18 protein-coding genes and 2 pseudogenes are annotated in these 24753 nt (G+C 55.1%); 8 read left to right on the forward strand and 12 right to left on the reverse strand.

The genetic code is table 11. From position 1 onward, the window contains the following. Positions 1-176: 176 nt before the first annotated feature. From manD to SJY10_RS00570, 4 genes are all read right to left on the reverse strand, one after another. Positions 177-1403 (reverse strand): D-mannonate dehydratase ManD, encoded by a 1227-nt coding sequence (gene manD / locus SJY10_RS00555; protein ID WP_386679083.1) that lies wholly within the window; start codon positions 1401-1403, stop codon positions 177-179. A 24-nt stretch (positions 1404-1427) separates the two neighbouring features. Beyond that, the gene (locus SJY10_RS00560) at positions 1428-2555 is read right to left on the reverse strand and encodes a Gfo/Idh/MocA family protein (protein ID WP_386679084.1); all 1128 of its coding nucleotides are present in this window, start codon (positions 2553-2555) and stop codon (positions 1428-1430) included. 64 nt (positions 2556-2619) lie between these two features. Further along, positions 2620-4173 (reverse strand): sugar ABC transporter permease, encoded by a 1554-nt coding sequence (locus tag SJY10_RS00565; protein WP_386679085.1) that lies wholly within the window; start codon positions 4171-4173, stop codon positions 2620-2622. A gap of 70 nt (positions 4174-4243) precedes the next feature. Further along, a complete protein-coding gene (locus tag SJY10_RS00570; RefSeq protein ID WP_386679086.1) occupies positions 4244-5011 on the reverse strand; it encodes a GntR family transcriptional regulator in 768 nt (255 codons plus the stop codon). Between the two features lie 1447 nt (positions 5012-6458). Between SJY10_RS00570 and SJY10_RS00575 the strand changes: the two genes are divergently transcribed. Together SJY10_RS00575 and SJY10_RS00580 are read left to right on the forward strand one after the other, a co-directional pair. Continuing rightward, the gene (locus tag SJY10_RS00575) at positions 6459-7124 is read left to right on the forward strand and encodes a potassium channel family protein (protein WP_386679087.1); all 666 of its coding nucleotides are present in this window, start codon (positions 6459-6461) and stop codon (positions 7122-7124) included. A 17-nt stretch (positions 7125-7141) separates the two neighbouring features. Next, positions 7142-8470 carry a TrkH family potassium uptake protein gene (locus SJY10_RS00580; RefSeq protein ID WP_386679088.1) on the forward strand — a complete coding sequence of 443 codons (1329 nt, stop codon included), beginning with the start codon at positions 7142-7144 and terminating at the stop codon, positions 8468-8470. A gap of 185 nt (positions 8471-8655) precedes the next feature. Here SJY10_RS00580 and SJY10_RS00585 read toward each other — a convergent pair whose 3' ends face one another. Continuing rightward, entirely contained in the window at positions 8656-9543 is an 888-nt protein-coding gene (locus SJY10_RS00585; RefSeq protein WP_386679161.1) for a LysR family transcriptional regulator, read from the reverse strand. Between SJY10_RS00585 and SJY10_RS00590 the strand changes: the two genes are divergently transcribed. Both SJY10_RS00590 and SJY10_RS00595 read left to right on the forward strand, forming a co-directional pair. Then, a complete protein-coding gene (locus SJY10_RS00590; protein WP_386679089.1) occupies positions 9538-10818 on the forward strand; it encodes an MFS transporter in 1281 nt (426 codons plus the stop codon). The two genes, SJY10_RS00585 and SJY10_RS00590, sit on opposite strands and share 6 nt — an antisense overlap. A 317-nt stretch (positions 10819-11135) precedes the next feature. Further along, the gene (locus tag SJY10_RS00595; RefSeq protein ID WP_386679162.1) at positions 11136-11360 is read left to right on the forward strand and encodes an aldo/keto reductase; all 225 of its coding nucleotides are present in this window, start codon (positions 11136-11138) and stop codon (positions 11358-11360) included. 925 nt (positions 11361-12285) lie between these two features. On the opposite strand, the gene SJY10_RS00600 is transcribed toward SJY10_RS00595, so the two are convergent. Genes SJY10_RS00600 through SJY10_RS00625 form a run of 6 tightly spaced genes read right to left on the reverse strand, consistent with a single transcriptional unit; the run spans position 12286 to position 18716 of the window. Beyond that, positions 12286-13353 (reverse strand): ABC transporter ATP-binding protein, encoded by a 1068-nt coding sequence (locus tag SJY10_RS00600; RefSeq protein WP_386679090.1) that lies wholly within the window; start codon positions 13351-13353, stop codon positions 12286-12288. Between the two features lie 4 nt (positions 13354-13357). Beyond that, positions 13358-14350, reverse strand: coding sequence for a levansucrase (locus tag SJY10_RS00605; protein WP_386679091.1), 993 nt, complete (start codon positions 14348-14350; stop codon positions 13358-13360). Between the two features lie 6 nt (positions 14351-14356). Further along, positions 14357-15235, reverse strand: a complete 879-nt coding sequence (locus SJY10_RS00610; RefSeq protein WP_386679092.1) for a carbohydrate ABC transporter permease — start codon at positions 15233-15235, stop codon at positions 14357-14359. A gap of 3 nt (positions 15236-15238) precedes the next feature. After that, entirely contained in the window at positions 15239-16309 is a 1071-nt protein-coding gene (locus tag SJY10_RS00615) for a carbohydrate ABC transporter permease (protein WP_386679093.1), read from the reverse strand. 53 nt (positions 16310-16362) lie between these two features. Next, positions 16363-17628: an extracellular solute-binding protein gene (locus tag SJY10_RS00620; protein ID WP_386679094.1), complete on the reverse strand. Its 1266-nt coding sequence runs from the start codon at positions 17626-17628 to the stop codon at positions 16363-16365. Beyond that, positions 17625-18716: a LacI family DNA-binding transcriptional regulator gene (locus SJY10_RS00625; RefSeq protein ID WP_386679095.1), complete on the reverse strand. Its 1092-nt coding sequence runs from the start codon at positions 18714-18716 to the stop codon at positions 17625-17627. Before SJY10_RS00625 ends, SJY10_RS00620 begins: the two co-directional genes overlap by 4 nt. A 322-nt stretch (positions 18717-19038) precedes the next feature. Between SJY10_RS00625 and SJY10_RS00630 the strand changes: the two are divergent. After that, a pseudogene (locus SJY10_RS00630) lies at positions 19039-19915 on the forward strand (transposase). 411 nt (positions 19916-20326) lie between these two features. Here SJY10_RS00630 and SJY10_RS00635 read toward each other — a convergent pair. Beyond that, the gene (locus SJY10_RS00635) at positions 20327-21373 is read right to left on the reverse strand and encodes a LacI family DNA-binding transcriptional regulator (RefSeq protein WP_386679096.1); all 1047 of its coding nucleotides are present in this window, start codon (positions 21371-21373) and stop codon (positions 20327-20329) included. A 247-nt stretch (positions 21374-21620) separates the two neighbouring features. Between SJY10_RS00635 and SJY10_RS00640 the strand changes: the two genes are divergently transcribed. From SJY10_RS00640 to SJY10_RS00650, 3 genes and pseudogenes are all read left to right on the forward strand, one after another. Beyond that, a complete protein-coding gene (locus SJY10_RS00640; protein ID WP_386679097.1) occupies positions 21621-22655 on the forward strand; it encodes a TRAP transporter substrate-binding protein in 1035 nt (344 codons plus the stop codon). 102 nt (positions 22656-22757) lie between these two features. After that, positions 22758-23300, forward strand: a pseudogene (locus SJY10_RS00645) (TRAP transporter small permease subunit); the annotation flags it as partial. A gap of 174 nt (positions 23301-23474) precedes the next feature. Continuing rightward, the gene (locus SJY10_RS00650; protein ID WP_386679163.1) at positions 23475-24752 is read left to right on the forward strand and encodes a TRAP transporter large permease subunit; all 1278 of its coding nucleotides are present in this window, start codon (positions 23475-23477) and stop codon (positions 24750-24752) included. Position 24753: the final 1 nt, after the last annotated feature.

The following is a 24753-nucleotide window of genomic DNA, read 5'->3' on the forward strand; positions in this document are numbered from 1 at the left end:
TTACTGCATGGATGCTAGATAACTCTTATATATTATACTTAGGTTCTATTTCGCGCACGTAGGTGCCGTTAGGGAAATGCTACGGCGATGTAGCATTCAGTTAAAGGCTAAGGCCAGGCTCTATCCGAGCGTGCCAGCCTTTAGTTTTAGCTACGAATTCTGTGCGACTTTCTATGTTAGTAATTCCACATCGTCCCATCTTCTAGCCGCACGATGGGATGGCTGCCGGGGGTGTAGCTGTATTGCGCAGCCTCGCTTTCGTCAAAATCTACACCGAGTCCGGGGGCATCACTCACGTAGACCATTCCGTTTTCCATTCGGTGCCTCGATGGAAACAACGCATCACAGGCTGGTGTGCCAAGGACAAGGTATTCCTGAATACCAAAGTTTGGTGCCCATGCATTTAAATGGGCCTGTGCAGCCATGCACAGTGGCGAATGACTTGGCGCGCCGTGAAATCCGGTACGTATGTTATGAAGTCCGGCCAAATCGACGATACGTTTAACCGGCGTGATGCCGCCCGCATAGGTTACAGCGACGCGAATATAGTCGATCAGTTCTTTTTCAATTAGCCGGTTGCAATCATAGATAGAGTTAAACACCTCTCCGATAGCAATGGGCACGGTTGAATGTTGGCGTAACAGTTCCAACGCACTTTGATCTTCCGCAGGGGTGGGGTCTTCGAGCCAGAATAGATTTGCCGGCTCTACTGCTTTGGCAAATTGGGCCGCCTCTCTTGGAGTTAGGCGGTGGTGGACATCGTGCAATATATGCAGGTCGGGGCCGAACTTTTCGCGAATATTCATTAGCGCATCTGGCATATAGCGCATGTAACGGGCACTATCCCACACTTCAACTTTGGGGCGTATGCCTGCGAAATCGCTTATATAATGCTTTCCTTCTCCTCTTGTTTCAGGGACTGCATAGCTGGCAGTTGGCATGCCGGGGATGCCGCATTGCACCCGCACGGCCTTGTATCCAAGGGCGACATAATGGGCGATCGAGTCCATCAGATCTCCTAGGTCGGCCCCCGTCGCATGGGCATAAACCATCGCGCCGTCGCGGCTTTTGCCGCCAAAAAGTTGGTAAAGCGGCATATTGGCAAGCTTGCCCTTGATGTCCCAAAGCGCCATATCGATCGCCCCAAAGGCTGCCATTGCAATGGGGCCGCGGCGGAAATAAGCCCCGCGATATAAGAACTGCCAGATATCCTCACTATTGCAGGGGTCCATGCCAATAAGGTTCGGAATAAGATAGTCTTGCAAATAAGCCGCGGGCAGGGTTTCGCGGTTGTTCAAAGTCGCGTCGCCAAGCCCATAGACCCCCTGATCAGTCATGATCTTCAGGGTGACATAGTTTTTGCCCGGTCCGCCGACAAAGACTTTTGCATCAGTAATTTTCATGGCCTACACCCTTTCTACGGTGCCTCAGGACAGACCCGATACATCGGTCCAATTGTCATTCTTGCGGATAATACCAATAATTTGCTGATATAGGCTGCCCTGTTCAAAAGTGGGGTAGGGCGGTGTTACCTCGCCTCGAATATCGCTAACGAAAAGGCGTGCCAGTGTGTGCCAGCACTGCTCTGTCTCTCCTGCGACGTCGGGAATTGCGGCAGCAATATCAGCGGGCAGGGGTAGGTCGCGCCAAGTTTGATCGTCGCCGTAATGGGACAACTGGCCACTGCCGTAGTGGCCCTTGATATAGATCGCGCCTTTAGTGCCATAAAATACGATATGGTCATCATGAAAGCGCGGCACCAAACCGCCGTGTTTGAACAGGACCGACACGGGCTTTTCTGCCAACGGGCTTTCGAATTGCGCCATCACGGTATAGGACCATTCCACATCGCTGATACCCCATTTCAGCGCCGGATCGTTCAGGTCTTTTGGAATGAAATCGCGCCGGGTGGCGAAATTATGCACGCCATCGACGATGGGTGCGCGGCCCAGATCATCGCGCACTTCGCCAGCGATATTAAGGATTTTTTCGCCAACGACAGAGGCCACAATCGACAGTGTATGGGTAAAATTGTTGTTCAACCGCCCGCCGCCGTCCTTTTTACGATGTGACCAGCCAAAGGGAATGTCGCGTTCCAGATTGAAGTGAGAGATGCATTCAACCTCTGTCGGGTCACCAATGGCACCGGCGGTGACAAGCCGTTTGGCGTGCAGCACACTGGGCGCATAGCGAAAACTGGCCGCATAGGCCGTTTTAATACCTTTAGCCTGCGCCAACGTATTCAACTCGATGGCTGTGTCGCTATCATCGGTCATTGGTTTGTCGCAAAATACATGACAGCCAAAAGCAATGGCTTGTTTGATCGGCTCGTAATGCGCGCCGCCTGGGGTTGCGATGGATACGATGTCAGGCTGGCAGGCATCCAGCGCCTCTTGCCAGTCACACCCTGCATAGGGGATGCCCATTTGATCCGCGACATCTTGCACGACATGCGCTGTGCGTCCGACGATACCAACAACATCCGCGCCAGCAGCCCGAAAGGCATCGGCATGACCTTGGCCGGCAAAGCCGGTCCCTGCAATAAGAACCTTCAACTGTCTTCCCTTTCTGGCGAAACGTAAAAGGGGCGCAGCCAAGGTGGCCGCGCCGCTTTTGCAACTAGTTGTATTGTCTGCTGTAAGCGGCGTTCATCACGCTGATCACGTCATCATAACCCATCTTGCTCAGGGTGCTGATGTAGCCGTCCCAGTCATCATTGATGTCGCCTGATCCAAGCACCCAGGCCTGTTGGCGTTCAAGCATGTAGGTCTGAATGGACGGCCAATAGCGATCGTAGACTTCCTGCTCTTGCTTGTTGAAAGCCACGCCTAGGAAAGGCTCGACCAAAAGATCTTCGGTATCGTAAAGCTCAATTCCCTGCCGGGCAGCCTCTGCGGTCCATTGCCATTCATAGCGGTAATCTTGCCAATACCCCTTTTTGATTTGGGCACCGACGTCCCACAGCTGACTGTTGACCGCGCGGTCGCTGTTTATCACTTCTGGCTTAAAGACCGGTTCGCCGTCCACCATGTCCCAGGTTTCTCCCTCTACGCCAAAGTTTGACAGCAGGCGGCCGGTTTCGGTGAACCAGAAATCAAAGTATTTAATGGTTTCTACCGGATGCTCGTTCGTATGGCTGATGGCCCATCCGTCAGGCTTGATCGGAATACGGCTGTGCTCCTCGATCCTTTTACCGCTTACCGACTTGGGGGGCAGAAAGGGAATGAAGTCAAAGCCTTCGATCTTATCCGCCAAGGCGGCGTTATAGCCGGAGGTTGAGGCAAACCAGTCATGGGTCATCCCGCCAAGGTTTTCCGACAAAAGATAATCCCGCGCAGATACGCCGCGCGTGAAAACTTCGTTATCGATCAGCCCCTCGGCGTACCAATCAGCGACATGTGACATGCCAATGCGATAAGCATCCTGTGCATAGGGATGTGCGATTTCGCCCGCGTTCGTCACAATGAAATCATGCGGCGTATCCGATCCAGAAGAGCGCCCATCCCACAGGGTCACAAGGCGGATGACCTCTTCCCAATCGCGCACAAAGAACGGAATTTCATCTTTTCGCCCGTTGCCATTTGGGTCCTGATCCCGAAACGCGACAAGCACGTCGTGCAATGCTTCTACATCATCCGGTTGATCAAGATTCAACTGGTCCAGCCAGTCCTGCCGGACGAAATAGGCGCGGCCGTACTTACCGTCGGGCAAGTAGGGGATGTAATACATATTCCCGTCATAGGCCGAAATCGCCTGACGCAGCTCTGGCCGCGCGTCAAAGAAAGCTTTGATATTAGGCGCATGTTCGTCAATCAGTTCATTGAGCGGTAGAAAAGCCCCTTGCGGGCCAAATTCATTCACGGGCTGTTTGATCAATTCGCTGCCGACAATATCGGGCATATCACCCTCGGCCAGCAACAAGTTCATCGCCTCCGCCGTATCCGTCGTATTCTTGCCAGAGGTGGCGTCGATCAGATGGATTCCTGTCAAGGCGCGCGCTTTCAGCTCGACCGGATAATCCTCTTGATAGCCTTGAGCGCGGTCCCAATGCATGTGAATTGACAAGTTAAGCGGTTCTTCAACAATTCTATAGCTGTCCTGCGCCCAGGCTGGGCCCATTGCTGTCAGCGCCGACGTGGCCAGCACAGCGGTTGCCATTGTCCTAAATCGCATTGTTTCTCCTCCCAAAGAATGATTGCAAATGTTGTGGTGCGGGCCTGCAAAACGATTCGCATCGCGGCGTTTAAATTGCGTCCTCCAACGCAATAAAACCGCGCATCTTATCGTCCCTGACTAGGTCGCTGATTTGCCGGTCCAAGTCACCAATATGGGCCCGCAGGGCATTTTCGGCACTAAGGCCATCTTTTGCGCGAATGGCTTCGATAATTGCCTGATGCTCTGCCAGCTGCGCGGGACCCGAAACGATATGCTGCATACGGCGGATATGGCGGACCCGGTTCACATCGAATTGCGTGCGCCGCGCTGTCATCCACGCATCGTCAAAGCCAGCCATGACAAAAAGCTGCCTGTGGAACGCGTCGTCACAAGCGTAAAACGTAGTAGGGTCTTCTTCTGTAATCGCCTTGGCAGTCTGGGACAGGATATCGTCCAGAATAGCAATAGATTGATGCGGATCAGGTGCCAAAGCCGCGCTGCGCACAGCACCAAGTTCAAGCTGCAACCGAATAAAACATGCAGTTCTATAGCGCCTGACCGAAATTTTGGTCACATAGGTGCCACTTTGCGGAACAATACGCACCAAGTTAACTTCATCGAGCCGGATCATCGCCTCGCGTACCGGCGTTTTGCTCGCGCAAAGCGCGGCTGCAATTTCCTTTTCTGACAATCGTTGTCCCGGACGCAACCTGGCCGAGACAATCAAATTACGCAAAATATCAAAGACCTGAAACGTGATGTTTTGGTGTGGGTCCAAGACAGCATCAGCCAGCAACTGATCAATTGTCAGCTCTGCCGATAGCGCATGGTGTGAGTAGGTCAGATCTATCGACAAGACGGCACCTTCATAAGACAGGGTGGGCTAGGTACAGTTTCTATCTTAGATACTGGTATGCTAGATCTGATATGTCAATTCCTGTTTAAAACGTATCAGACCGATAGATTAGCCTTCAAGTTCGCTTCATCGTTTGATGATTGCTGCTCTAAAACAATCGAACGTATTTTACATAATTCATGTTATGCGTATCACGCCATGTAGCCGGAGCACATTCTAAACTGATTTGCGACAAATCCCCTATTTTGCTGGAAAGCAAGCAGAACGGATGATGGCCCACACATAGTTAGGTTTGCGTGAGAGACGTACATTTGAAGATATGTTGTTCCGAAACAACGACCGCAGCACATCGCACCTGATGAACAAGCTGATGAGCGTGATCGCCCCCCTGCCCCCAATTGGCGCGCAAATCGATCACGTTTGACCGTGGGATCAAGTTTGGGAACTGGCGTAAACTCAAGCGAGGGATCGGAACGGAGGCATGGTTCTGTGATTCGCAGGTGCCGTGGCAGAAGGGATCTGTCGAGAACCTGAACAAGCGCGCACGGCGATATCGCCAAGGGACGCGCCCGTGGCCACACTCTTAAATCGAGATATGAAGTCGATTTGCGGCCGCTTGAACGGCACGCCCAGAAAGTGCCTTGGATGGAGAACGCCAACTGAAGCATTCAGGGAAGAACTGATGAAACTGAGATAGCGGGACCTGTCGCAACGTACCTTGAGATTCCACCGCAAAGGTAAAGTGTCACCCATGTGCAGCTCAGGACGGTCGCTCCCCCTGCTGGGGGGCAGCAATCGGACGAAGAAGTCGTTGAATGGGTAATGATGAGCGCGCAATTTCCACCAAACACAGGTCTTTGCGTGGGTCGATGAGGGGCCAGTGTGCGTCCCAAGTGGAACAAGCCTGTTTGGCGTGATCAGGCACATATGTCTACGAACCGACCTACGGTCCCAATCGGGTCCGCGCCAAAGGTGTTGCCCTGCCCTACGCAACCATAAACTCCGAATGCCGGAACACCCATACGGCCATCACCGAAGCCAGGCGCCATAGCGCCGTACTGGCCCATATCAAGGAAGAGCAAGAAAGTTCGAAAAAAGCGCGATCGGTCAGACCGGTGCGTGGCAAGAACGGCTACGTCAAGAACGATCGGTCATCCGGACGACCGCCCAATCTAGAGCTGTATTGCGCGGAGAAACGGGTAGCGGCGGTACAGACCGAGTCCAAAAGCTGAAATTGAACAGTTTGGCCAGAAGTCGGCTAAGGGGACCTCTTGGGCCTTCGCCGCACGTCCATCAATGGCCATATGGGAAATCATTTAAGTAACGGTGGTTTGTAGAAGCGCCAGAATTACAAGACAAAATCTGTTCACTCACGCTTTCAAATGATGCAGAATGAGCAGGGTCACTACCCACATGACGACACTACGTAGGGATCTCGTTTAACATTATGGCAAAGCAAAGCAATCGCACATTCGGTGTCATCGGCCTTGGAAATTTTGGCAGCACCGTGGCAACCGAATTACAGCGTTTCGGCAATCATGTGATTGGTATCGACATCGACGAGGCGAGAGTGACGCGGCATGCAGAGGGCCTTTCGCAGGCCATGATCGTTGATGCCCGCGATGATATTGCGTTGCGTGAAGCCGGTCTGGCCGATTGTGCCATAGGCATAGTCGCGATGGGTTCTGACCTCGAAGCGAGCATTCTTGCCGCAATGAACCTCAAGCTGATCGGAGTGCGAGTGGTCTGGGCGAAAGCGACAACCAAAACGCACCACCGTATCCTCAGCAAGCTGGGCGTAGACCGGATTGTTCATCCCGAAGTTGAGGTCGGGCAACATATCGCACAGGTTTTGCATAATCCACTCGTGCGAGATTATGTCAGTCTGGGTAATGGCTACCATGTTGTGAATTTCCGAATTCCCGAAAGCCTCGAAGGCAGATATTTGTCAGACTTGAATCACATATCCGGCTTTGATTTGCGCTGCATCGGCTTGATGCGGGGAACCGAATTCCTGGGTCAGGACGGCAGTGATTGTACACTCGAGCGTGATGATCTTCTGTTACTTTTGGGCCAACGCAAAAAACTGCGCGATTTTGCTGGCAGCCTTTGACCATGTGGCAGCACGTCATGAGCAAGTTCCGCTCGGGTAAGTCAATAAACCTGTCACCGCCAGCAACTTTGGTTTTGGTTTACACTGTCTTTATCGTCATTGGTGGGCTTGTTTTGTGGCTGCCCGCTTCGCACGTGGGCGGCATCGGGTTCAGCGAAGCGATTTTCACCTCTACCTCTGCCGTGACGGTGACTGGGCTGGTGCTTGCCGATACGGGCTCTGCCTTTACCGGTTTCGGCCAAGCGGTCATCGCTATCCTTATCCAACTTGGCGGGCTTGGTTTGATGACGACTGCTGTTTTGGTGCTGGGTGCGCTTGGTATTCAGGTCGGTATGCCGCAACGCATGATTTTACGCGAGGAAGTGAACCAGACCTCTTTGTCCAACCTTACAGTTCTAGTGCGAATTATTCTTATCATCGCGATGGTGTGCCAGACCATAGGTGCCGTTTTCCTTGCGTTCGTATTTGTCCCGCAATTCGGCTGGAACGGTCTATGGCAGGCAGTATTTCACTCAATCTCAGCTTTTAATAATGCAGGTTTTGCACTGCACCCTGACAGCCTCTCGCAATGGGTTGGCAATCCCGTCATCAATATTGTGATTCCACTGCTGTTCATTTTCGGTGGTATTGGATTTATCGTACTGGGGGATATCCACCAGAAACGAAACTGGACGCGGCTTACCTTGCACTCAAAGCTGATGCTAATTGGGACGCTTGTCTTGATCCTATGGGGCAGTATCGCGTTCGCTCTGTTGGAATGGTCCAATCCCAACACGCTCGGCAGCCTCACGACTGGCGAAAAGTTATGGGCTAGCTGGTTTCAGGGCGTGACACCCCGCACTGCTGGTTTCAACACCATCAACACGGGCGGCATGCATGATAGCTCGACCCTGCTGACGATGACGCTGATGGTGGTGGGTGGTGGAAGCACGTCCACTGCGGGTGGCATTAAAGTGACCACATTGGCAGTTCTCCTGCTGGCAACAGTGGCCTTCTTCCGCAGGCGGACAGTTCTTCATGCATTCGGCCGCTCTATAGGTCTGGACGAAGTCATGAAAGTCATGGCTCTGACCACAATCTCCATGTTGCTTGTGCTTACAGGTATTTTCATTGTCTCCATCAGCCACGACGGTGATTTCATGGATTTGGCTTTTGAGGTGACATCTGCTTTTGGCACTGTCGGACTGTCGCGTGGTACAACTGGCGAGCTGGACGGGTTCGGTCGCGCAGTCATTATTTTTGTAATGTTCCTTGGACGAGTAGGTCCGCTCGCCATCGGCTTTTTTCTCGCAACCCGTAGTGTCCCACGTGTGAAGTATCCATCCGGCCAGATCTTTCTGGGATAAGGACCGACATCACTATGGCAACCTGTGCTTTGCCAAGGGTGCTTACATCCAACAAGCGTTCCACCTCTAGAAATCAAAGAACGTGCGCGATCGCCGCCATAGAAACCGTCGAAAACCCATGAAAACATTCAAGATGTCTGCTTTGTTCGTAACCGTTCAGTATGCAGAAACGGCGCTCGCGTAACTTAGCCTTCACTAATGCTGCCCACCCAGTCAAGAAACACCCCCAGTCGCCGAAGGCCCGAGGCGCGGGTCAGGTAGAGCGCTGTGATATTCAAAGGGGCGGCGTCAAGTCGGCCGGGAAACAGTTCAACCAGACGCCCGGCTTTGATGTCGTCTGCGATCATGAAATCGGAAAAACGCGCTATTCCCAGACCGCCCAGCACCATCTGGCGCACGGCTTCTCCATTGCCCGCGGTTAAGGCGGGCGGCACTACAACGGGGGCCGCCAGACCGGTAAATCGCAGCGTGTTGATGTGATCAGGCGCAGCGAAACGCACTTGCTCCAGTTGCGCGAGGTTAAGGGGCGTCTCAGGCCATCCCTCACGATCCAGATATTCCGGTGTAGCCACCAACTTCCATGACGTGCGCCCCAGCGGGCGGTGCAGCATTTCGCTATCTGGTAGCTGGCCCAACCGGATGGCCACATCGGCGTGGCTGCCAATCAGGTCCACCAACGTATCCGTCATATCGATAGACAATTGAATGTTGGGGTATTGCGCGTGAAACGCGGCTAGGTGCGGGGCAAGAACATGCAGGACGTACGGAACCGGCGCGTTAACACGCAGTGGCCCGGCCGGGGCCTGTCCGCTGTTTGCGATCTCTTGCAGGGCTTCGCTGCGGTCCAAAATCTCGCGTGCTTCAGAAAGAACTGCGGCACCTTCAGGCGTGATCTCAATCGATCGCGTCGTGCGACGAAGCAACGTGACCTTCAACTGCTCTTCCAATCGCGTGACTGACCGACTGAGCTTAGAGGCAGAGACCCCCCTGCGCCGCGCGGATTCAGCAAAGCCCCCATCATCGACGATTCCGACAAAGGCAGCCAAGTCCCCCATGCGCAGCAATTCATGCATTTTCTGCAACGATCCATTCCAGACTTGTCTGTTCTCGCAACAGATAGCGACTGGCATATACGGCGTCGACATCAAATTAGTTGGAGAAATCCGATGCCACTGGCCCTTTGGGCGTTGACCATCAGCGCTTTCGCCGTCGGAACGACCGAGTTCGTTATCGTCGGCTTGCTTCCCACTATCGCCGCCGATCTTGGCGTATCAATTCCTTCCGCTGGCCTTTTGGTAAGCCTTTACGCCCTTGGCGTTACCATCGGTGCGCCAGTGCTAACCGCCATGGCCGACCGAGTGCCTCGTAAGACGCTGCTGCTGCTCTTGCTGGCCCTGTTCACGCTCGGCAATGCCTATGCCGCCTTTGCGCCGGATTATAATAGTCTGGTCGCTGCGCGCTTTATCACCGGTCTCGCTCACGGGGTGTTCTTTGCAATCGCCTCGACTATTGCGACCGATCTTGTTGAGCCTGAAAAAGAAAGCTCAGCCATTGCGCTGGTGTTCCTGGGCTTAACTGTCGCGCTTGTAACGGGTGTTCCCTTGGGGACGTTCATCGGCCAAAACTTCAGCTGGCAGTCTACTTTCCTTGGCGTTGTCGCGTTTGGCGTGATCGGTTTCATCGCGTCTGCCATCTTGTTGCCCGCCAATTTGACTATGACCGCATCAGCGGGGATCAAAGCCCAGCTACAGGTGCTGACTTCACCGCGCCTTCTGCTGATCTATCTCATCACGGCTGTCGGCTATGGCGGCAACTTCATCGCCTTTACCTTCCTTACGCCGATGCTGAACGAAGTCACGGGTCTGTCTGCAGGCGCAGTTAGCCTGGTGCTATTAATCTATGGTGCCTCAGTCGCCGTGGGTAACATCGTCGGAGGCAAATTGGCTGACCGTATCGGTGCGGTAGCGTCCCTCACGGTGATCTTCTCTGGCCTTGCGGTATCACTGGTCGCACTTGGTGCGTTTCTTACAAACCCGATTGCAGCCATCGCGGTTGCGGCCTTCTGGGGCGGCTTTGCCTTCGCAAACGTGCCGCCGCTACAGTCCTACGTCGTGCAAATCGCACGCGAAGTCTCACCGGGTGCGGTCGATGTGGCGTCCGGCCTGAACATCGGTGCGTTCAACCTTGGAATTGCTGGGGGTGCATGGGCCGGGGGGCTCGTGGTGGAAAGCATAGGCCTCGTCGCTGCGCCTTACATCGCAGCAGGTGTAGTCGTCGTCGGGATTGTTCTGGTGCGTCTGTCTGGTCGCCTGAACGCAGCAGCACCGCAAGCTGTTGCTGCTGAATAACCTCGCTTGCCCCGCCGCATCTTTGGTCTGGCGGGGCATATTGTTGAATTATAGGTTCGTTCCAAGCTCGTTGCAGGGGTCGCTCACGTCGCCTTTAACCTGCGCCAGTCACAACGCGAAATCGAAGACGTTCTCGCTGAATTGGCTAAGCACGTCATTCGTAAAAATACCCAATAATATAAAATTGCGACAGCATAATGAGAATCACCCCCTTCGGCCATGTCCACATTCCATCCGTTGGTTTCGGCATAGTATAACTTGAGCTTGATAGGGTAGCAGGCATAATTGCCGCAGCGCTTTCCGAAGGGTTCCACCATATTAATACGGCGCAGGCCTATGAAAACGAAGAGCAAGTCGACGAAGGTCCACGCCGTAATGAGGTGTTCCTTACCTCAAAAATTTTGCCCGAGCACTTTACTCCAGAGGCCTTCACCGCAGCTGCCGATGCGTCTTTGAAACGATTAGAGATAAACTACTTAGAGCTGCTTTTGCTGCACTGGCCCGCAATAGATGTGCCGATTAAGTATCCATTGGCGCGCTAAATAATCTGACTACTGCTATCGAAGTCAGCGAAGCGGTGAGCCGAATTTTTATTAAAGATACGATCGATTTATTACAGGCTGCGTTGGACATGCCATTGGCAGCCAACCAGATCGCATTTCATCCACCAATCGCCCAACACGGATGATTGCCTACCTCAACTTAAAGGGCAATTTTGTTGGACCTTTCTAATCGCTGGCGCAAGGCAAAACATTAAAGAGCACTAGGCTGCGCAATATTACTTGCGAACATGATATGGGCCTCCCCCAGATTGTTTTGCCCTTGGTTTTTCATCCGCTCAACGAGCATAGTGCTGCCCAGATCCGGCGATGCAGATCCGATTGTCAACAAATGTACTGCGACAAAAATCATATCGTGCGCAGAGGGGATCGCCCTATTTTATAATCTTGTTAGAGCCGAGGAGCGGTTGGTCAGCCCTAAAACGCCTGCGTCAAATTGGAATTAATCTTTCATAACCCTGCGTATCGAATGTAGGAACCTGAACTCCAATGTCTACTTTCCTTCCCAAGGTCTAAACGGCTTGTACTTGCTGCGAAGGTTGGGTTGCAACCCTTGGGTCGGCAGCAGCGAACGGCCTAAGCCTACCATTTAGCGATTAACTAGAATCTTGCGCCGCGGCCCGTCATGGCGATAATTCAGGTATGGATCAGCATTTTCGATGATGAAAACTCTAGTAGCGAACAAATTTTTCTCACTTCAAACCTAAGGATAATGACCGCTGTCGCTATGGCGTATCAAAACCGAGGCGAGAACTAAATTGAAACAATCATCCGACGCAACGTTATCTGGTGCGGGCAAAAAGTGGCATCATCGCAAATTTATACCAGCAATCTCATAGGTTACTTGAAATCGTCACGACACAAAGAAAACGCGCAGAAACACCTTAACCTCTATTATTGTACCCCGTCATTCATCAGGAAAGGCGTGCACCTGATCCACCGCGAAATCAAACGATACATTCCGGCCCGGTTCCAGCATCATATCTTGCGGCAAAGCAGCAATGATCTTGCTGCCGTCGGCCAATCTTACGTCCACCACCGTTTCCGAGCCGAGCCTTTCGGTAAGTTGCACTGTGCCATGCAACATTCCCGCATCTGCCGCGACGGGCCGCAAGTATTGCGGCCGCACACCAAGTGTGGCGGATTGACCAACAGCAAAGCTGCGACCCTTGCGCGGCACGGCGATGGGGTCCAGCGACGAGCTGCTGATGGTGATCGTATCATCCGTCACGACAGATACTGTCACGGGAATGAAATTCATCGAGGGTGCCCCCAAAAAACCAGCGACGAATAGGTTGGCGGGATTGTGGTAAAGGTCCATCGGCGCGCCAGCCTGCATGACCTTTCCGTCCTTCAGCACGACGATCTTGTCAGCCAGCGTCATAGCCTCGACCTGATCGTGGGTGACGTAGATCATCGATGCGCCAAGGTCCTGATGCAGCTTGCCGATCTCCATCCGCATGTCCATGCGAAGGGCGGCGTCCAAGTTCGACAGTGGTTCATCGAACAAAAACACCTTGGGATCACGCACGATGGCGCGGCCGATAGCGACGCGCTGGCGCTGACCACCGGAGAGCTCCGATGGACGGCGATCCAGCAAGTGTTCCATCTGAAGGATACGCGCAGCGTTGGCGACGGCGGCTTCCTTTTCGGCCTTCGGTGCCTTGTTTATGGTCAGGCCAAAGGCCACGTTTTCGCGCACGGTCATATGGGGAAAAATGGCGTAGCTTTGGAAAACCATGGCGATGCCGCGCTTGGAGGGTTCCAGATCATTGACGCGCACCCCGTCGATCTCCAGAGTTCCCGAAGTGATATCCTCCAGCCCCGCGATCATACGCAGCAGGGTGGACTTGCCGCAGCCAGAGGGGCCGACGAAGACCACGAATTCCCCGTCGGCGATATCAATGTCGACGCCCTTGATGACTTCGGTCGCACCGAAACTTTTGCGGATGTCACGTAGTTTTACCGTTGCCATGCCGCTACTCCGCCGCCTTGCGCCGTGGCGCGAGTTCCAGATGGCCGTTAGTCGTCACGCGCACCGGTTCAGGGTCCATGACATGACCGACGAAGTCACCGCCATCCGGCCGGTCGGCAAAGCCCAAGATCATCAGCCCGTCATCCGTATCCACAATCCGCGCCGCATAGCGGACGGGTGGCAAAGCGCCGTCAAGGAACTCCGGCGCGATCCGCCATGGCCCGCGTGGGCCGTCGCCGATCAGATAGTGGTTGCCGGTCACGGGGCCGGTCTTGGTGTTCTCGGCGCGGTCCTTGCTGAAGTGCTCGGCCGCCGTGCAAAATAGGCAGAACCAGTGGCCGTCTTTGCAGAACACCTGCGGCACCTCAAGCTGGCCGTAGCCACCGACAAAGACTGGCGGTTGCAGCGTCCATTCGTAGCCGTCGGGCGAAGTGGCAAAGCCGATGCAACCGCCCGCGTTGGGCTCGGCCACACCTGATTTGCGGGCGGTGAAATACATCAGCCAGCCGAAGCCTTCGGGGTCCTTCATCACCCAAGGGTCGCGCATGGCGCGGTCGTGCCAGAAGCCGACCACGTGATCTGCTTCGTAATGGTGTGCGTTCGGGCCGATCAGGTCCAGCGCAAGCCCAGTGCCGACCCGTGTCCAGTTGTGCAGGTCAGTTGATGTCGCATGGCCGACGCGCTGATACAGCGCATCCTCGGCATGGCTGGTGCCGGTGTAATAGAGGTGCCAAAGATCATCGTCACCGCGCACGACGGACCCGGTCCAAGTGGTGTAGTCATCCCAGGCAGGCGATGGGGCAGGTCCGAAGGTGTGCCCCTGCTGATCCCAATTCATGAGGTCTTTGCTGGTCGCATGTCCCACCGTGGCGTTCAGGTGCCGCTTTTCCGGATCGCCCAACGACCGCGGTGCCTTCAAATAGTAGCCATGCCATGTGTCACCGTCGCGGACATACCAGCTGTCCCAGACGAAGTGATCTTTGAGTGCGAGAACCATGAGCGTTCAACCTTTCACGCCGGTAGAGGCAATGGACGAAATGAACGCCCGTTGCATGACAAGATAGAAGGCCAGCACTGGGACCGTGATGATCGTCAGATAGGCCATGATTTCACCCCAGGCGGTGTCGAGCTGGAAAAAGTATTGCAGCCCGACCATGACGGGGCGGTAGCTTTCCTGCTGCACCACGATGAGTGGCCAGAGGTATTGGTTATACATCACAAGAAACTTTAAGATTGCCGCTGTTGCCAACACGGGGCCAGCCAGCGGCATCACGATCCGGCGATAAATCTGCCACCATGACGCACCTTCGACGCGGGCGGCCTCGATCAACTCTCGCGGAAGATCCTTGAAGTATTGCACGAACAAGAACACCGTCAGCCCGTCCGCGATCCAAGGAATTATTTGCACGCGGTAGGTATTCAGCCAGCCGAATTGCAGCCCGTCCAACCCAATCCAAGGCAGCTTGCTGACCAGCATCAGAAGTGGGATGGCGATCGTCTCGAACGGGACGATCAGGGTAGCAATGACGATGCCCAATGCCAGATCGCGCCCCTTCCAGTTCAGGAAGGCAAAGCTGAACGCGGCGAGCGAGCACAGGAACAGCGACAGCAACACCGTGACGCCCGTCACGAGGACGGAGTTGAAGACGAAAAGCGCCACAGGCGCGCGGGCAAAGGCGTCGCCATAGTTGGCGAAGCTGATGTCGCCCACTGGCAGGAATGCCCGCACACTTGCAGTGTCGCGAAGCAACTGGTCGCTGGGCTTCAGGCTGGACATCACCATGAACAGTAGCGGAAAGATAAAGATTACCGCGATCAGCGTCAGGACGACATAGCGGACCGCAAGGCGTAGGCCGTGGTTGTCGGCGGATATGGTAGCCATCGCTCAGCGCTCCCGCGTTAAAAATCGTTGGATCAGGGAAATCGACAGAACCAGTAGGAAAAGGATCACACTGATCGTGGCGCCGCCGGAAATATCCTGCTTGCCATAGCCGCGTTCGACCGTCTGAAATACCAGTGTCGTGGTGCTGTCCAAAGGTCCGCCGTTAGTCATCACGTCGATCTGCGCGAACAGGGCAAAGGCCTGCATTGTGATAACAATCAGCACCAGAACGGCAGTATTGCGTAGCCCCGGCCATGTCACATAGCGAAAGGTCTGCCACTTGCTGGCCCCTTCGATACTGGAAGCTTCATAAAGGCTCGGGCTGATGGTTTGCAGGCCTGCCAGCCAGATCACCATGTGAAAGCCAACCGCCTGCCAGATCGACATGGCCATGATCGAACCCAGCGCCGTATCAGGGTTGCCCAGCCAGTCACGTGGCTCGAACAGGCCGAAACTCAGCCCTTGCAACATATTATTCAGCAGACCGTTATCGGGGGAATACAAGAACCGCCACAGCAGCGACACGACCACGATCGAAACCACGACTGGCATAAAATAGATCGCGCGGTAGACGTTTATGCCGCGCAGGCGCTGGTTAATCAGCAGCGCAAGGCCCAAGGCCAGACCGGCTTGCACCGGGGCCACGACGATCACGAATTTCACCGTGTTCCAAAGGCTTTTCCAGAACACCACATCAGAGGCCACAACTACCTTGGCCGTGTCACCAGACTGCCAGCGAAACCATTCTTGCATCCCGTCGAATTGCGGGTAGTCGGGATTACCCCGGGTATAGCTGCGCACACGGGGATATTCCGGCGCACCGTCTGCACCGCGCACGATAGCACCGGCATCGTCGCGTTCCGGTTCTATCGTCAGCACGCCAATGGACAGCAGGCTGTCATAGTTTTTCAGCCCGACGAACTCAGTTGGATTGGGGGAAATTAGCCGCTGGTTGGTCAACGACAGATAGAATGCAAAAAAGAAAGGGATCACGATGAAAAGCGCGATCAGTCCGAACCCCGGCAGGGCAAAGGCCCAGCCCGCGCGGTTTGATGTGGTCAGCTTCGATGCCATGGTGATCCCCCCTAAGTCAGTCCGAGAGCCGGCGTGCGGCCCCCGTATTACGCTTACTCGCTGTGGCCGTAGCCACTGTTACGCTCGATATCCGCGTTGATCTCGTCCGTGGCGGCGTCCAGCGTGTCGGCTACATCGGCACCGTTGGCGATGTCGGCCAGGGCTTTTTCGAAAACCTTCGCCTCGACCACGTAACCGGGGGTAACAGGACGGACCATCGCCTGCACTTCGGTCAGGTCATAGAAGACAGCCATCGGCCCGCCATCGGCATAGTTCTGCGTCAACTGTGCGGATGATGCTGTGGGAGGGATCAAGCCAATCGCGTCCGAGAAGGCTGCCAGATACTTGTCCTGCAAGGCGAACTCAATGAAGGCCGAGGCACCGTCAGGATGCTCGGACGCTGATGAGACACCGAACTGCCAGCTTGCAGCGCCGATCTTTGGACCGGCCCCGAAATCGGGCGCGGGCAGAAAGACGGTGTCGTCGAACGTTTCCATGATGTTTTTGGCCGCCCAGTTCCCGTTCCAGCTGAAGGCATACTTACCATCCTGAAAGCCGGTTTCGCGGGCCGCCGGATCTTGACTGGTTCCGGGAACCAATTCATTGGCAAACAGACCTTGCCACCACTCACCAAAAGCCATGGCCGCGTCGCCGTTCAAGACGCCTTCGGCTGTTTGATAGGTGGACCGGTCCACAAGATCGCCCCCGAAGGATTGCAGGAATGGGCTGAAGGCATAGGGATACCACTCACCGGTCCAGGCCATGCCAAGGTCGAGAGCATATTCGTATTTCCCCGATGCCTTTGCAGCCTCAAGTGCTGCATTGAACTCCTCAATGGTCCAAGGCTTTTCCAGCGTGGGGGTGCGCAGGCCAAGATCATCCAGAATGGATTGGCGCGTCACCAACGCGACAGCCGCGTCCCATAGCCCGATGGAATACAGCTGATCGTCCCAGTATCCCTTAGGGCCAGACAGGAAACTCTCGATCTTGCTCTCATCAATCTGCAACGGTTGCAGGTAGCCGGACCAAGCCCAGTTCGGCATCACTGGGCCGTCGACGTCGATAATGTCGGGCAAGTTGCCGGCTAATGCGGCAGCCACGACAGAGTCGTTGTAGCTTTCCTGCGGAAAGCTTTCGACGGCGACGCGCCAGTCTGACTGGCTGGCGTTGAACTCGTCGATGATCTGGTTCAGGACGGCGGCCTCCTCAGGGTTGCCGGCACCGTGATACCACATCGACAGGTCGGTCTGTGCCGCCGCCATCGTGGACCATCCTGCCGTTGCCAGCAGGGCTGCGGTCAAAGTTGCTTTGGTCTTCATTGTGTCATCCTCCCGATTGACGTTAGTTTAGTAATGGGTGTTGGCAGCGTCATGACGGACTGGCCGACATGCACGGGGCCGCTGACCAGAACCGGAGCTTCTGGCACGTCCGCGGCATCATCGATCATGCGCAGCAGCAGCTCCGTCGCCCGCACGCCCATGGCATGATAAGGAAGCTCTGCCGACGTTAACGTCGGATAAAGCGTCTGCGTAATCATCCGGTGGTTGTCATAGCCCGCGACGCTGATGTCCTGCGGCAGGCTGACCCCACGCGACCGCAGAATTCCGTATGCGCGCATTGCCATCTGGTCGTTGCCAAAGCAGATCACGGTGGGGGGCTCTTCCAGTGACAGAACGCGGTCAATGGCGTCCCACAGCACTTGCACCTCTGCATCATGATCTGCTGTGCCGATCCCGCCGACGATCACCAGCGCAGGGTCATAAGTTATGTCAGCAGCGGCCAGCGCGTCGCGGTAGCCTTGGGTGCGTAATCGGGTTGCGTCCATTTCGGCATTCAGGGTCAGGTAGGCAATGCGCCGATGACCGCGGGCTATCAAATCTGCGACCAGCATCTGCTGGCCTTTGCGGTCGTGGGGCAGCACGCATGGTGTCCCAATTTCGTCATAGCAATTCGCCAGCACCAACCGGGTCTGTGTTGAAACAGCAGGCAATGCTACGCGGCGGTGGTGGTCAGCGACATAAATAATGCCTTCAACACGATGTTGTTCAAACGTCTGCATCAGTGCGGCGACCCGATCCTGGCGTCCCCCGCTGTCGGCAATCAGCACCGTCTTGCCGGTGGGTTCCATTGCCTTTTGAACGCCCTGCACGATGAACAGGTCCGGCAGGCCCGAATTGTCGGGCATCGATGTGTCGAGCGAAATCGCGCCAGTGATTAATCCAATCAGTCCTGATTTGTTCGACCGCATCGCGCGTGCCGCAGAGGAAGGGGCATAGCTAAGTTCTTTGATAACCTGGCGCACAATCTTGGCGGTCTCCGCTTTCACGGGTGCGTCGCCATTCAACACGCGGCTGACCGTTTTAGGCGAAACGCCTGCCGCCTTTGCGACATCGTAAATTGTGCTCATGCTTTCCCTCCCCGCCCGACAAATGGAGCGCAGGCCGCGAGGCTGACACCGATGTCATGACATCGGTGTCATACATTGCCGTTATTTCTGCAGTCAAGCAAATTTATGGAAGCGTATCTCTTTCTTAAAATTCGCAGGTGAATTGGAATAACCGGATATACTGCGCGGCGCAGAAGCTTTCGTTTTCATGCTCACCGGCACAAGCGATACCCGGCAAGAGTACCCAAGCTCACCGTTTTGATACTGCCGCCGCCAAAGCTCTCTGAGGTGCCCCTAGATTTGTAGACGCATTGCCCCCTAACTTTGAAGCAAGGAGGGCGACATGGGGACGAACAATTACAGTGACGAGTTCAGGCGCGATGCGGTGCACCAGATCACGGTGCGGGGGTATCCGGTGCGGGACGTTTCCTAGCGATTGGGCTCAGCACGCATTCGCTCTACAAATGGATGAAGCTGTTCGGTCATCCAGCCCCAAAGGAGCGCGCTATTTTAAATAAGGCGGCCGCGCACATCGCAACCAGTTCCACGTGAGGGCCATGTGCCGGGTGCTGCGGGTTCATTTCGATGGCCTCTATGCATGGCTTAAGGAACCCTGCGCAAGAAGATGTGCGTCAGACCGAGCTGATCCGGCAGGCCTGGGCGGACAGCGGCAGGGTTTATGGCGATCGCAAGCTCACTGGCGATCTGCGCGACCAGAAAGAACGCATCTCGCAGACCCGGGTGGCGCGGCTGGCATCCTTGGCCGGAATCGCCGCACAGGTCGGCGACGGGCACCGTCCGGGCCGATACGGTGGTCAGCCTGCGGTGGTGACTGAGAACAGGCTGGAGCAGCAGTTTCAGACGTTTGCACCAGATCAAGTCTGAGTGACGGACATCAAAATCAAAACCCATGAGGGCTGGCTGTCCCTGTGGGTCGTCATTGACCTGTTCTCACCCCGTGTCGTTGGATGGCAGCCAAATCCCGCATGAGCCGCCGCGGCGGCTGCCACGACAATGCCGTGGCCGAAAGCTTCTTCCAGCTCTTGAAACGCGAGAGGATCAGGCGCCGCACCTATCCGACCAGGGATGACGCCAAGCGGGACGTGTTCGATTGCATCGAAATGTTCTACAACCTAAAACGCAAGCACACGAACAACGGCATACTGCCGCCCGTTGACTTCGAAATCAGACAGCAGAAATTAACCAAGGCAGGTGTCTAGGAAGCTAGTTGCACCTCAGACATTAAAACGGTTGCACAGCATTTTCCCCGTTCTATGCCAGCTGTGCGGACTTAGCCGACCTTGGATACCAAGCCTTCGCTGACGCAGTATCCCTTTGCGCGTGCGGCTTACTTGTTGCTGCGGTGCCGTGCATTTCACTCGACCAATTTTTCACAGATATCGGATTTTCCCGTTCCAATACCGTGCTTTCGCGGCTGCTCATTCCGATCAGCCAGATGCGGACTTTGCGCCTCAGTTCTGCCGCGGAGATATACCCTAACCGATCGTATGAGACAGCTCAGATCTGTCGAAACAATTTCGAACTTTCGCAACGGGTCACATCGGCCTCCAAGAAGAGAGGTATCTTTGACAGCTTGCAATCAGAGCTATCAAGGTCGTAGCCGGTCAAGGTCAGTCGGACTTATCATTGGCCCCAGCCAGTTCGCCAAGCGATATTTCTGGCTTCAGGATGTGCAGTTTTTCCATTTCGGCAACAGCGTGTTCCAAAGTCTCTAGAATCGTCCGTGCGGCTTGCTCGCCAATCTTTTTGCGCGCTGTCCGTGAAGTTGCGATCTTGCCGGGAAACCCTTCGATGATGCCCAAACCGTTGAAACCTGCCAGCGCGACATCACCGGGAACATCGATGCCTTGGGCGATGCAGTGACAGAGGCCACCAAAGGCAAGGTCATCGTTCGAGAAATAAATGCAATCAAGATCGGGTTTGCGCTTCAGCAGGTCGGCAGTCAAACGGCGGCCGCAATCAACAGCCGAAAGCGCCGTCACATCGACGGGCAAATCCGATCCATCGGTTATGTTAACAAAAGCGAGCCCTTGGTCGCGCAATGCGCTTTGGAAACCTTGTTTGCGTTTCGCGGCTCTAAGATCTTTGTCGAGGTTGCGCCCCACATACCCAAAGCGCCGCAATCCTGTTTTATATAGCGCGGTTGCAATGTCATGGCCCGCCTCACTATGCGAAAACCCGACACAGGCGTCGACAGGATGGCCGTCGATATCCATAATTTGAACAACCGGAACGCCGGCATCTTTTAGCAGCTGGCGGGTTTCGGGCGGTTGGTCGAGCCCGGTCACGATCAAGCCGGCAGGGCGCCATGACAACATGTTTCGCAAGGTTTCGTATTCTATTTCTGGGTCATAGTCGGTGACCCCGAAAACCGGCTGCAACAAGGTGCCCTTTAGCGCGTCGGTCACCCCGGACATGACTTGCGGGAAAACGATGTTTGACAGGCTGGGCACCACGACGCCGATCAGGTCGGTGTGCTTGCTCGAGAGGGAGGAGGCGAACTGATTCCCGTAGTAGCCGATCTCGCGTGCGGCCTGTTTGACCCGCTTAATGTTCGCCTGCGAAACGTCCTTGTCGCCACGAAGCGCGCGCGACGCTGTCATTTTGCTGACACCGGCGGCGGCGGCGACATCGGCTAAGGTTTTCCTGCTTTTCATAGACTTGCCTTCAATTTGCCTGTCGCTAGGTGGCCCATCGCCAGCAAGAACCAAGCCTTTGTTCACGCATCTGTATCGCAAAGTCGACGTCGAAGTATTGACAGCTTAGGGCGAATTAGGCACTGGTATCAATACCGGTATCGATACCGGTTGCGATGCCGGTGAATTAGCTCGGGCATAGCCGTGGTTTCGGAGGAGGCCACAAACAACAGAAAAACAGCGCTATTGCGGCGCTGTGGGAGGAACCATGACACACTACACTTTCACATCGCTTGTCCTGAGTGGCATCGTTGCTACATCAACGCTCTCCGCGAGCACCGCGCTGGCGCAAGAGTACCAATGGACGTTCCAGACTTCGGCACAGGCTGGGGATAACTTCTTTCCTATCGAGGAGACCTGGGCTGAACGGGTTAATGAACTGTCTGACGGCCGCATCGAAATCACTGTTGTGCCAGTGGGCACCGTGGTGGCGCACAACGAAACGCTCGACGCAGCAGGTGCGGGCATTCTACAGGGCCACATCACAGACCCCTCATATTTCTCGGGTAAGGATCCGGCCTTTGCCATGTTGGGCAACCTCGTTGGTGCATGGTCCGCACCCGAGCAGATGTTCGACTACATGGAAAACGGCGGCGGCAAGGAGCTCTTTAATGAGCTGGTAAACCCCTATGGTCTGCAATTCCTCGGCGCATCTGCAACGGGCGTTGAAGCCTTCCTTTCGACAGTTCCGATCTATGGCGTTGACGATCTCGAAGGTATCAAGATGCGTGCGCCGGAAGGTATGGTGCAGGAAGTATTCGCCGCAGCTGGCGCTTCGCCGGTGAACCTGCCCGGCTCCGAGGTCTACACCTCGTTGGAAAAGGGTGTCATCGACGCTGCGGATTATACCGTGTTCTCGACCAACCATGCGCAAGGCATGCATGAGTTCGCCAAATATCCGCTTTACCCCGGCTTTCACTCGATGCCCGTGATCGAGGTGTCGATCAACAAGGAGATCTATGACGGCTTGCCTGAGGATCTCCAGACCATCCTGAACGAGTCAGTTTCCGTCTTTGCGCGAGATATGGTCAGTCAGCTGGACGAGCAGAACGAGGTCGCCGTTGCAGAAGCGATGGCCGATCCAGACATCACCGTAATCAACTGGTCCGACGAAGAGCGTGCGCGGTTCCGTGGCATAGCAAAGTCGCAGTGGGCCAATTGGGCAGAGCGTTCCGAGATGGCCGGCAAAGCCTACGAAAGTGTCACGGCCTATCTGACCGAGGCCGGTCTTCTGGTCGATTAACGCACGACTTTTATAGCGTTGCGAGGGGGCCGGTTCTGACCCCCTCGGTCCAAAATACAGCTCACGTTCCGGGAGGGGACCATGGCACAGCATGAATCGGCGATGATTGAAGCCGAAGTCGAGGCGCAGCTCCAAGCACTAAAACGGGCCCACGAAGAAGAAAGTGCCGGTCCACAGAACGCTTTGGATCGAGGCATAATTTCCGTAGGGACAGCCTTTAGTTTTCTGTTTGCCATTGCAACGGTGATTTCCCTCTACGAGATCGTCGTGCGGTATTTCTTCAATGCACCGACGATCTGGGCGCATGAGACAGTGATCGCGCTGATCGCCGCATGCTACCTATACGGCGGTATGCAGTGTCTTGCAGCAGACAGGCATATACGCATCGGGTTAATCTATTTCGGCACAAGTGGCGGCACGCGGAGACTGTTGGATGTTGTAAACGGCCTACTTGCGTTGTTCTTTGCGGTAGCGATTGCCTACGCGGCCTACACGATGGTGGAAAAGTCGTGGTGGACGCCACAGGGCGACATTCGCCTCGAACGCTCGGGCTCGGCTTGGAATCCAATTACGCCTGCCGTCATTAAGATGATGCTGCTGATTACTGCAATCGTTTTAGCAATTCAGTCGGTGGGCCATATTTGGACCGCCTGGAAGGGCACTGGATATCGCCAAAGCGCCGGCGAGACACCAAGCAAATGGGCCATCATTGGCATCGGGGCCGTTTTCGCGATCCTCGCAATTGGCGGTCACTTGTTGTTTTCCGAAGGTCGGAATCTCGGCATCCAGACGGGTTCACTATTGCTTGTCGGCTCGATCATGGTGCTCATTTTGACGGGTATCCCGTTGGCCTTTGTCACCGGCCTGATTGCGATCCTGTTCACGATTGCATGGTTCGGAACATCCGGCGTGCCTTTGGTGTCGAGCCGCATTTACTCTTTCGTCAATGAATACGTTCTTGTTGCCATCCCGATGTTCGTTTTGATGGCGTCCCTCTTGGACCGTTCAGGCATGGCGCGGGATCTGTATGATGCGATGCGTCTTGTCGCTGGTCGCATCAAGGGCGGGGTCGCGGTCCAAACATTGGTCGCAGCCGTGTTCCTCGCTTCCATTTCCGGCATCATTGGCGGCGAAATTGTTCTTCTGGGCCTGATCGCGCTACCGCAGATGCTGCGGCTTGGCTACAACCGCGCGCTGGCCATTGGCACGGTGTGTGCAGGTGGGTCGCTTGGCACGATGATCCCGCCGTCAATTGTTCTAATTGTCTACGGGCTTACCGCCAGCGTTTCCATTGGTGATCTGTTTCTTGCTACAGTGACACCGGGCCTGATGCTGGCTTCGTTCTACATCATCTACATTCTTATCCGCTGCTATGCGAACCCCGAGATGGGCCCGCCGATTTCGGACGAAGAACTTAATATCCCGATGTCCGAGAAATTGCGCAAGATGCGTGGCGTTATCTTGCCAATAGGCGTAGCGGTGACCGTCTTGGGTTCGATTTACGGTGGCATTGCATCTGTTACCGAAGCCGCCGCTATGGGTGTTTTCGGCGTCTTTCTTGCAGCGGCTATTCGGGGTGAAGTAACTTGGGTCCTTATCCGCGACAGCCTGAAACAGACGCTTGAGACTTGCGGAATGATCATCTGGATCGGCCTGGGTGCCGCAGCGTTGGTGGGTGTCTACAACCTGATGGGTGGCAACCGGTTCATCGAAAGCACCATCCTCGATAGTGGTGCCTCACCGATTGTCATTGTGCTGATCATGATGGGTATTCTCGTGATATTGGGCTTATTTATGGATTGGATCGGCATCGCGTTGCTGACCATGCCGATCTTCGTGCCGATTATCATCAAGCTTGGCATGGACCCGGTATGGTTCGGCATTCTCTTTGCTATGAATATGCAGGTCAGCTACCTCTCGCCGCCTTTTGGCCCTGCTGCCTTCTACCTGAAATCTGTCGCGCCTAAGGACATGAGCTTGTCCGAGATCTTTCGCGCGCTGATCCCATTTATCTGCATTCAAGTCGTCGCGCTTGCTATCGTGCTATTCTTCCCTGACGTCGCCCTGTGGCTGCCGAACTGGGTCAAAGGAAACTAAA

Source organism: Loktanella sp. R86503, assembly GCF_042466455.1.
Classification (GTDB): Bacteria; Pseudomonadota; Alphaproteobacteria; order Rhodobacterales; family Rhodobacteraceae; genus Loktanella.

What these genes read in the sequence shown, in the direction of transcription:
- manD (WP_386679083.1), bottom strand. Translation starts at nt 1,403, where the DNA reads ATGAAAATTACTGATGCAAAAGTCTTTGTCGGCGGACCGGGCAAAAAC.
- SJY10_RS00565 (WP_386679085.1), bottom strand. Translation starts at nt 4,173, where the DNA reads ATGCGATTTAGGACAATGGCAACCGCTGTGCTGGCCACGTCGGCGCTG.
- SJY10_RS00575 (WP_386679087.1), top strand. Translation starts at nt 6,459, where the DNA reads ATGGCAAAGCAAAGCAATCGCACATTCGGTGTCATCGGCCTTGGAAAT.
- SJY10_RS00580 (WP_386679088.1), top strand. Translation starts at nt 7,142, where the DNA reads ATGAGCAAGTTCCGCTCGGGTAAGTCAATAAACCTGTCACCGCCAGCA.
- SJY10_RS00590 (WP_386679089.1), top strand. Translation starts at nt 9,538, where the DNA reads ATGCATTTTCTGCAACGATCCATTCCAGACTTGTCTGTTCTCGCAACA.
- SJY10_RS00585 (WP_386679161.1), bottom strand. Translation starts at nt 9,543, where the DNA reads ATGCATGAATTGCTGCGCATGGGGGACTTGGCTGCCTTTGTCGGAATC.
- SJY10_RS00600 (WP_386679090.1), bottom strand. Translation starts at nt 13,353, where the DNA reads ATGGCAACGGTAAAACTACGTGACATCCGCAAAAGTTTCGGTGCGACC.
- SJY10_RS00605 (WP_386679091.1), bottom strand. Translation starts at nt 14,350, where the DNA reads ATGGTTCTCGCACTCAAAGATCACTTCGTCTGGGACAGCTGGTATGTC.
- SJY10_RS00610 (WP_386679092.1), bottom strand. Translation starts at nt 15,235, where the DNA reads ATGGCTACCATATCCGCCGACAACCACGGCCTACGCCTTGCGGTCCGC.
- SJY10_RS00615 (WP_386679093.1), bottom strand. Translation starts at nt 16,309, where the DNA reads ATGGCATCGAAGCTGACCACATCAAACCGCGCGGGCTGGGCCTTTGCC.
- SJY10_RS00620 (WP_386679094.1), bottom strand. Translation starts at nt 17,628, where the DNA reads ATGAAGACCAAAGCAACTTTGACCGCAGCCCTGCTGGCAACGGCAGGA.
- SJY10_RS00625 (WP_386679095.1), bottom strand. Translation starts at nt 18,716, where the DNA reads ATGAGCACAATTTACGATGTCGCAAAGGCGGCAGGCGTTTCGCCTAAA.
- SJY10_RS00635 (WP_386679096.1), bottom strand. Translation starts at nt 21,373, where the DNA reads ATGAAAAGCAGGAAAACCTTAGCCGATGTCGCCGCCGCCGCCGGTGTC.
- SJY10_RS00640 (WP_386679097.1), top strand. Translation starts at nt 21,621, where the DNA reads ATGACACACTACACTTTCACATCGCTTGTCCTGAGTGGCATCGTTGCT.
- SJY10_RS00650 (WP_386679163.1), top strand. Translation starts at nt 23,475, where the DNA reads ATGGTGCTCATTTTGACGGGTATCCCGTTGGCCTTTGTCACCGGCCTG.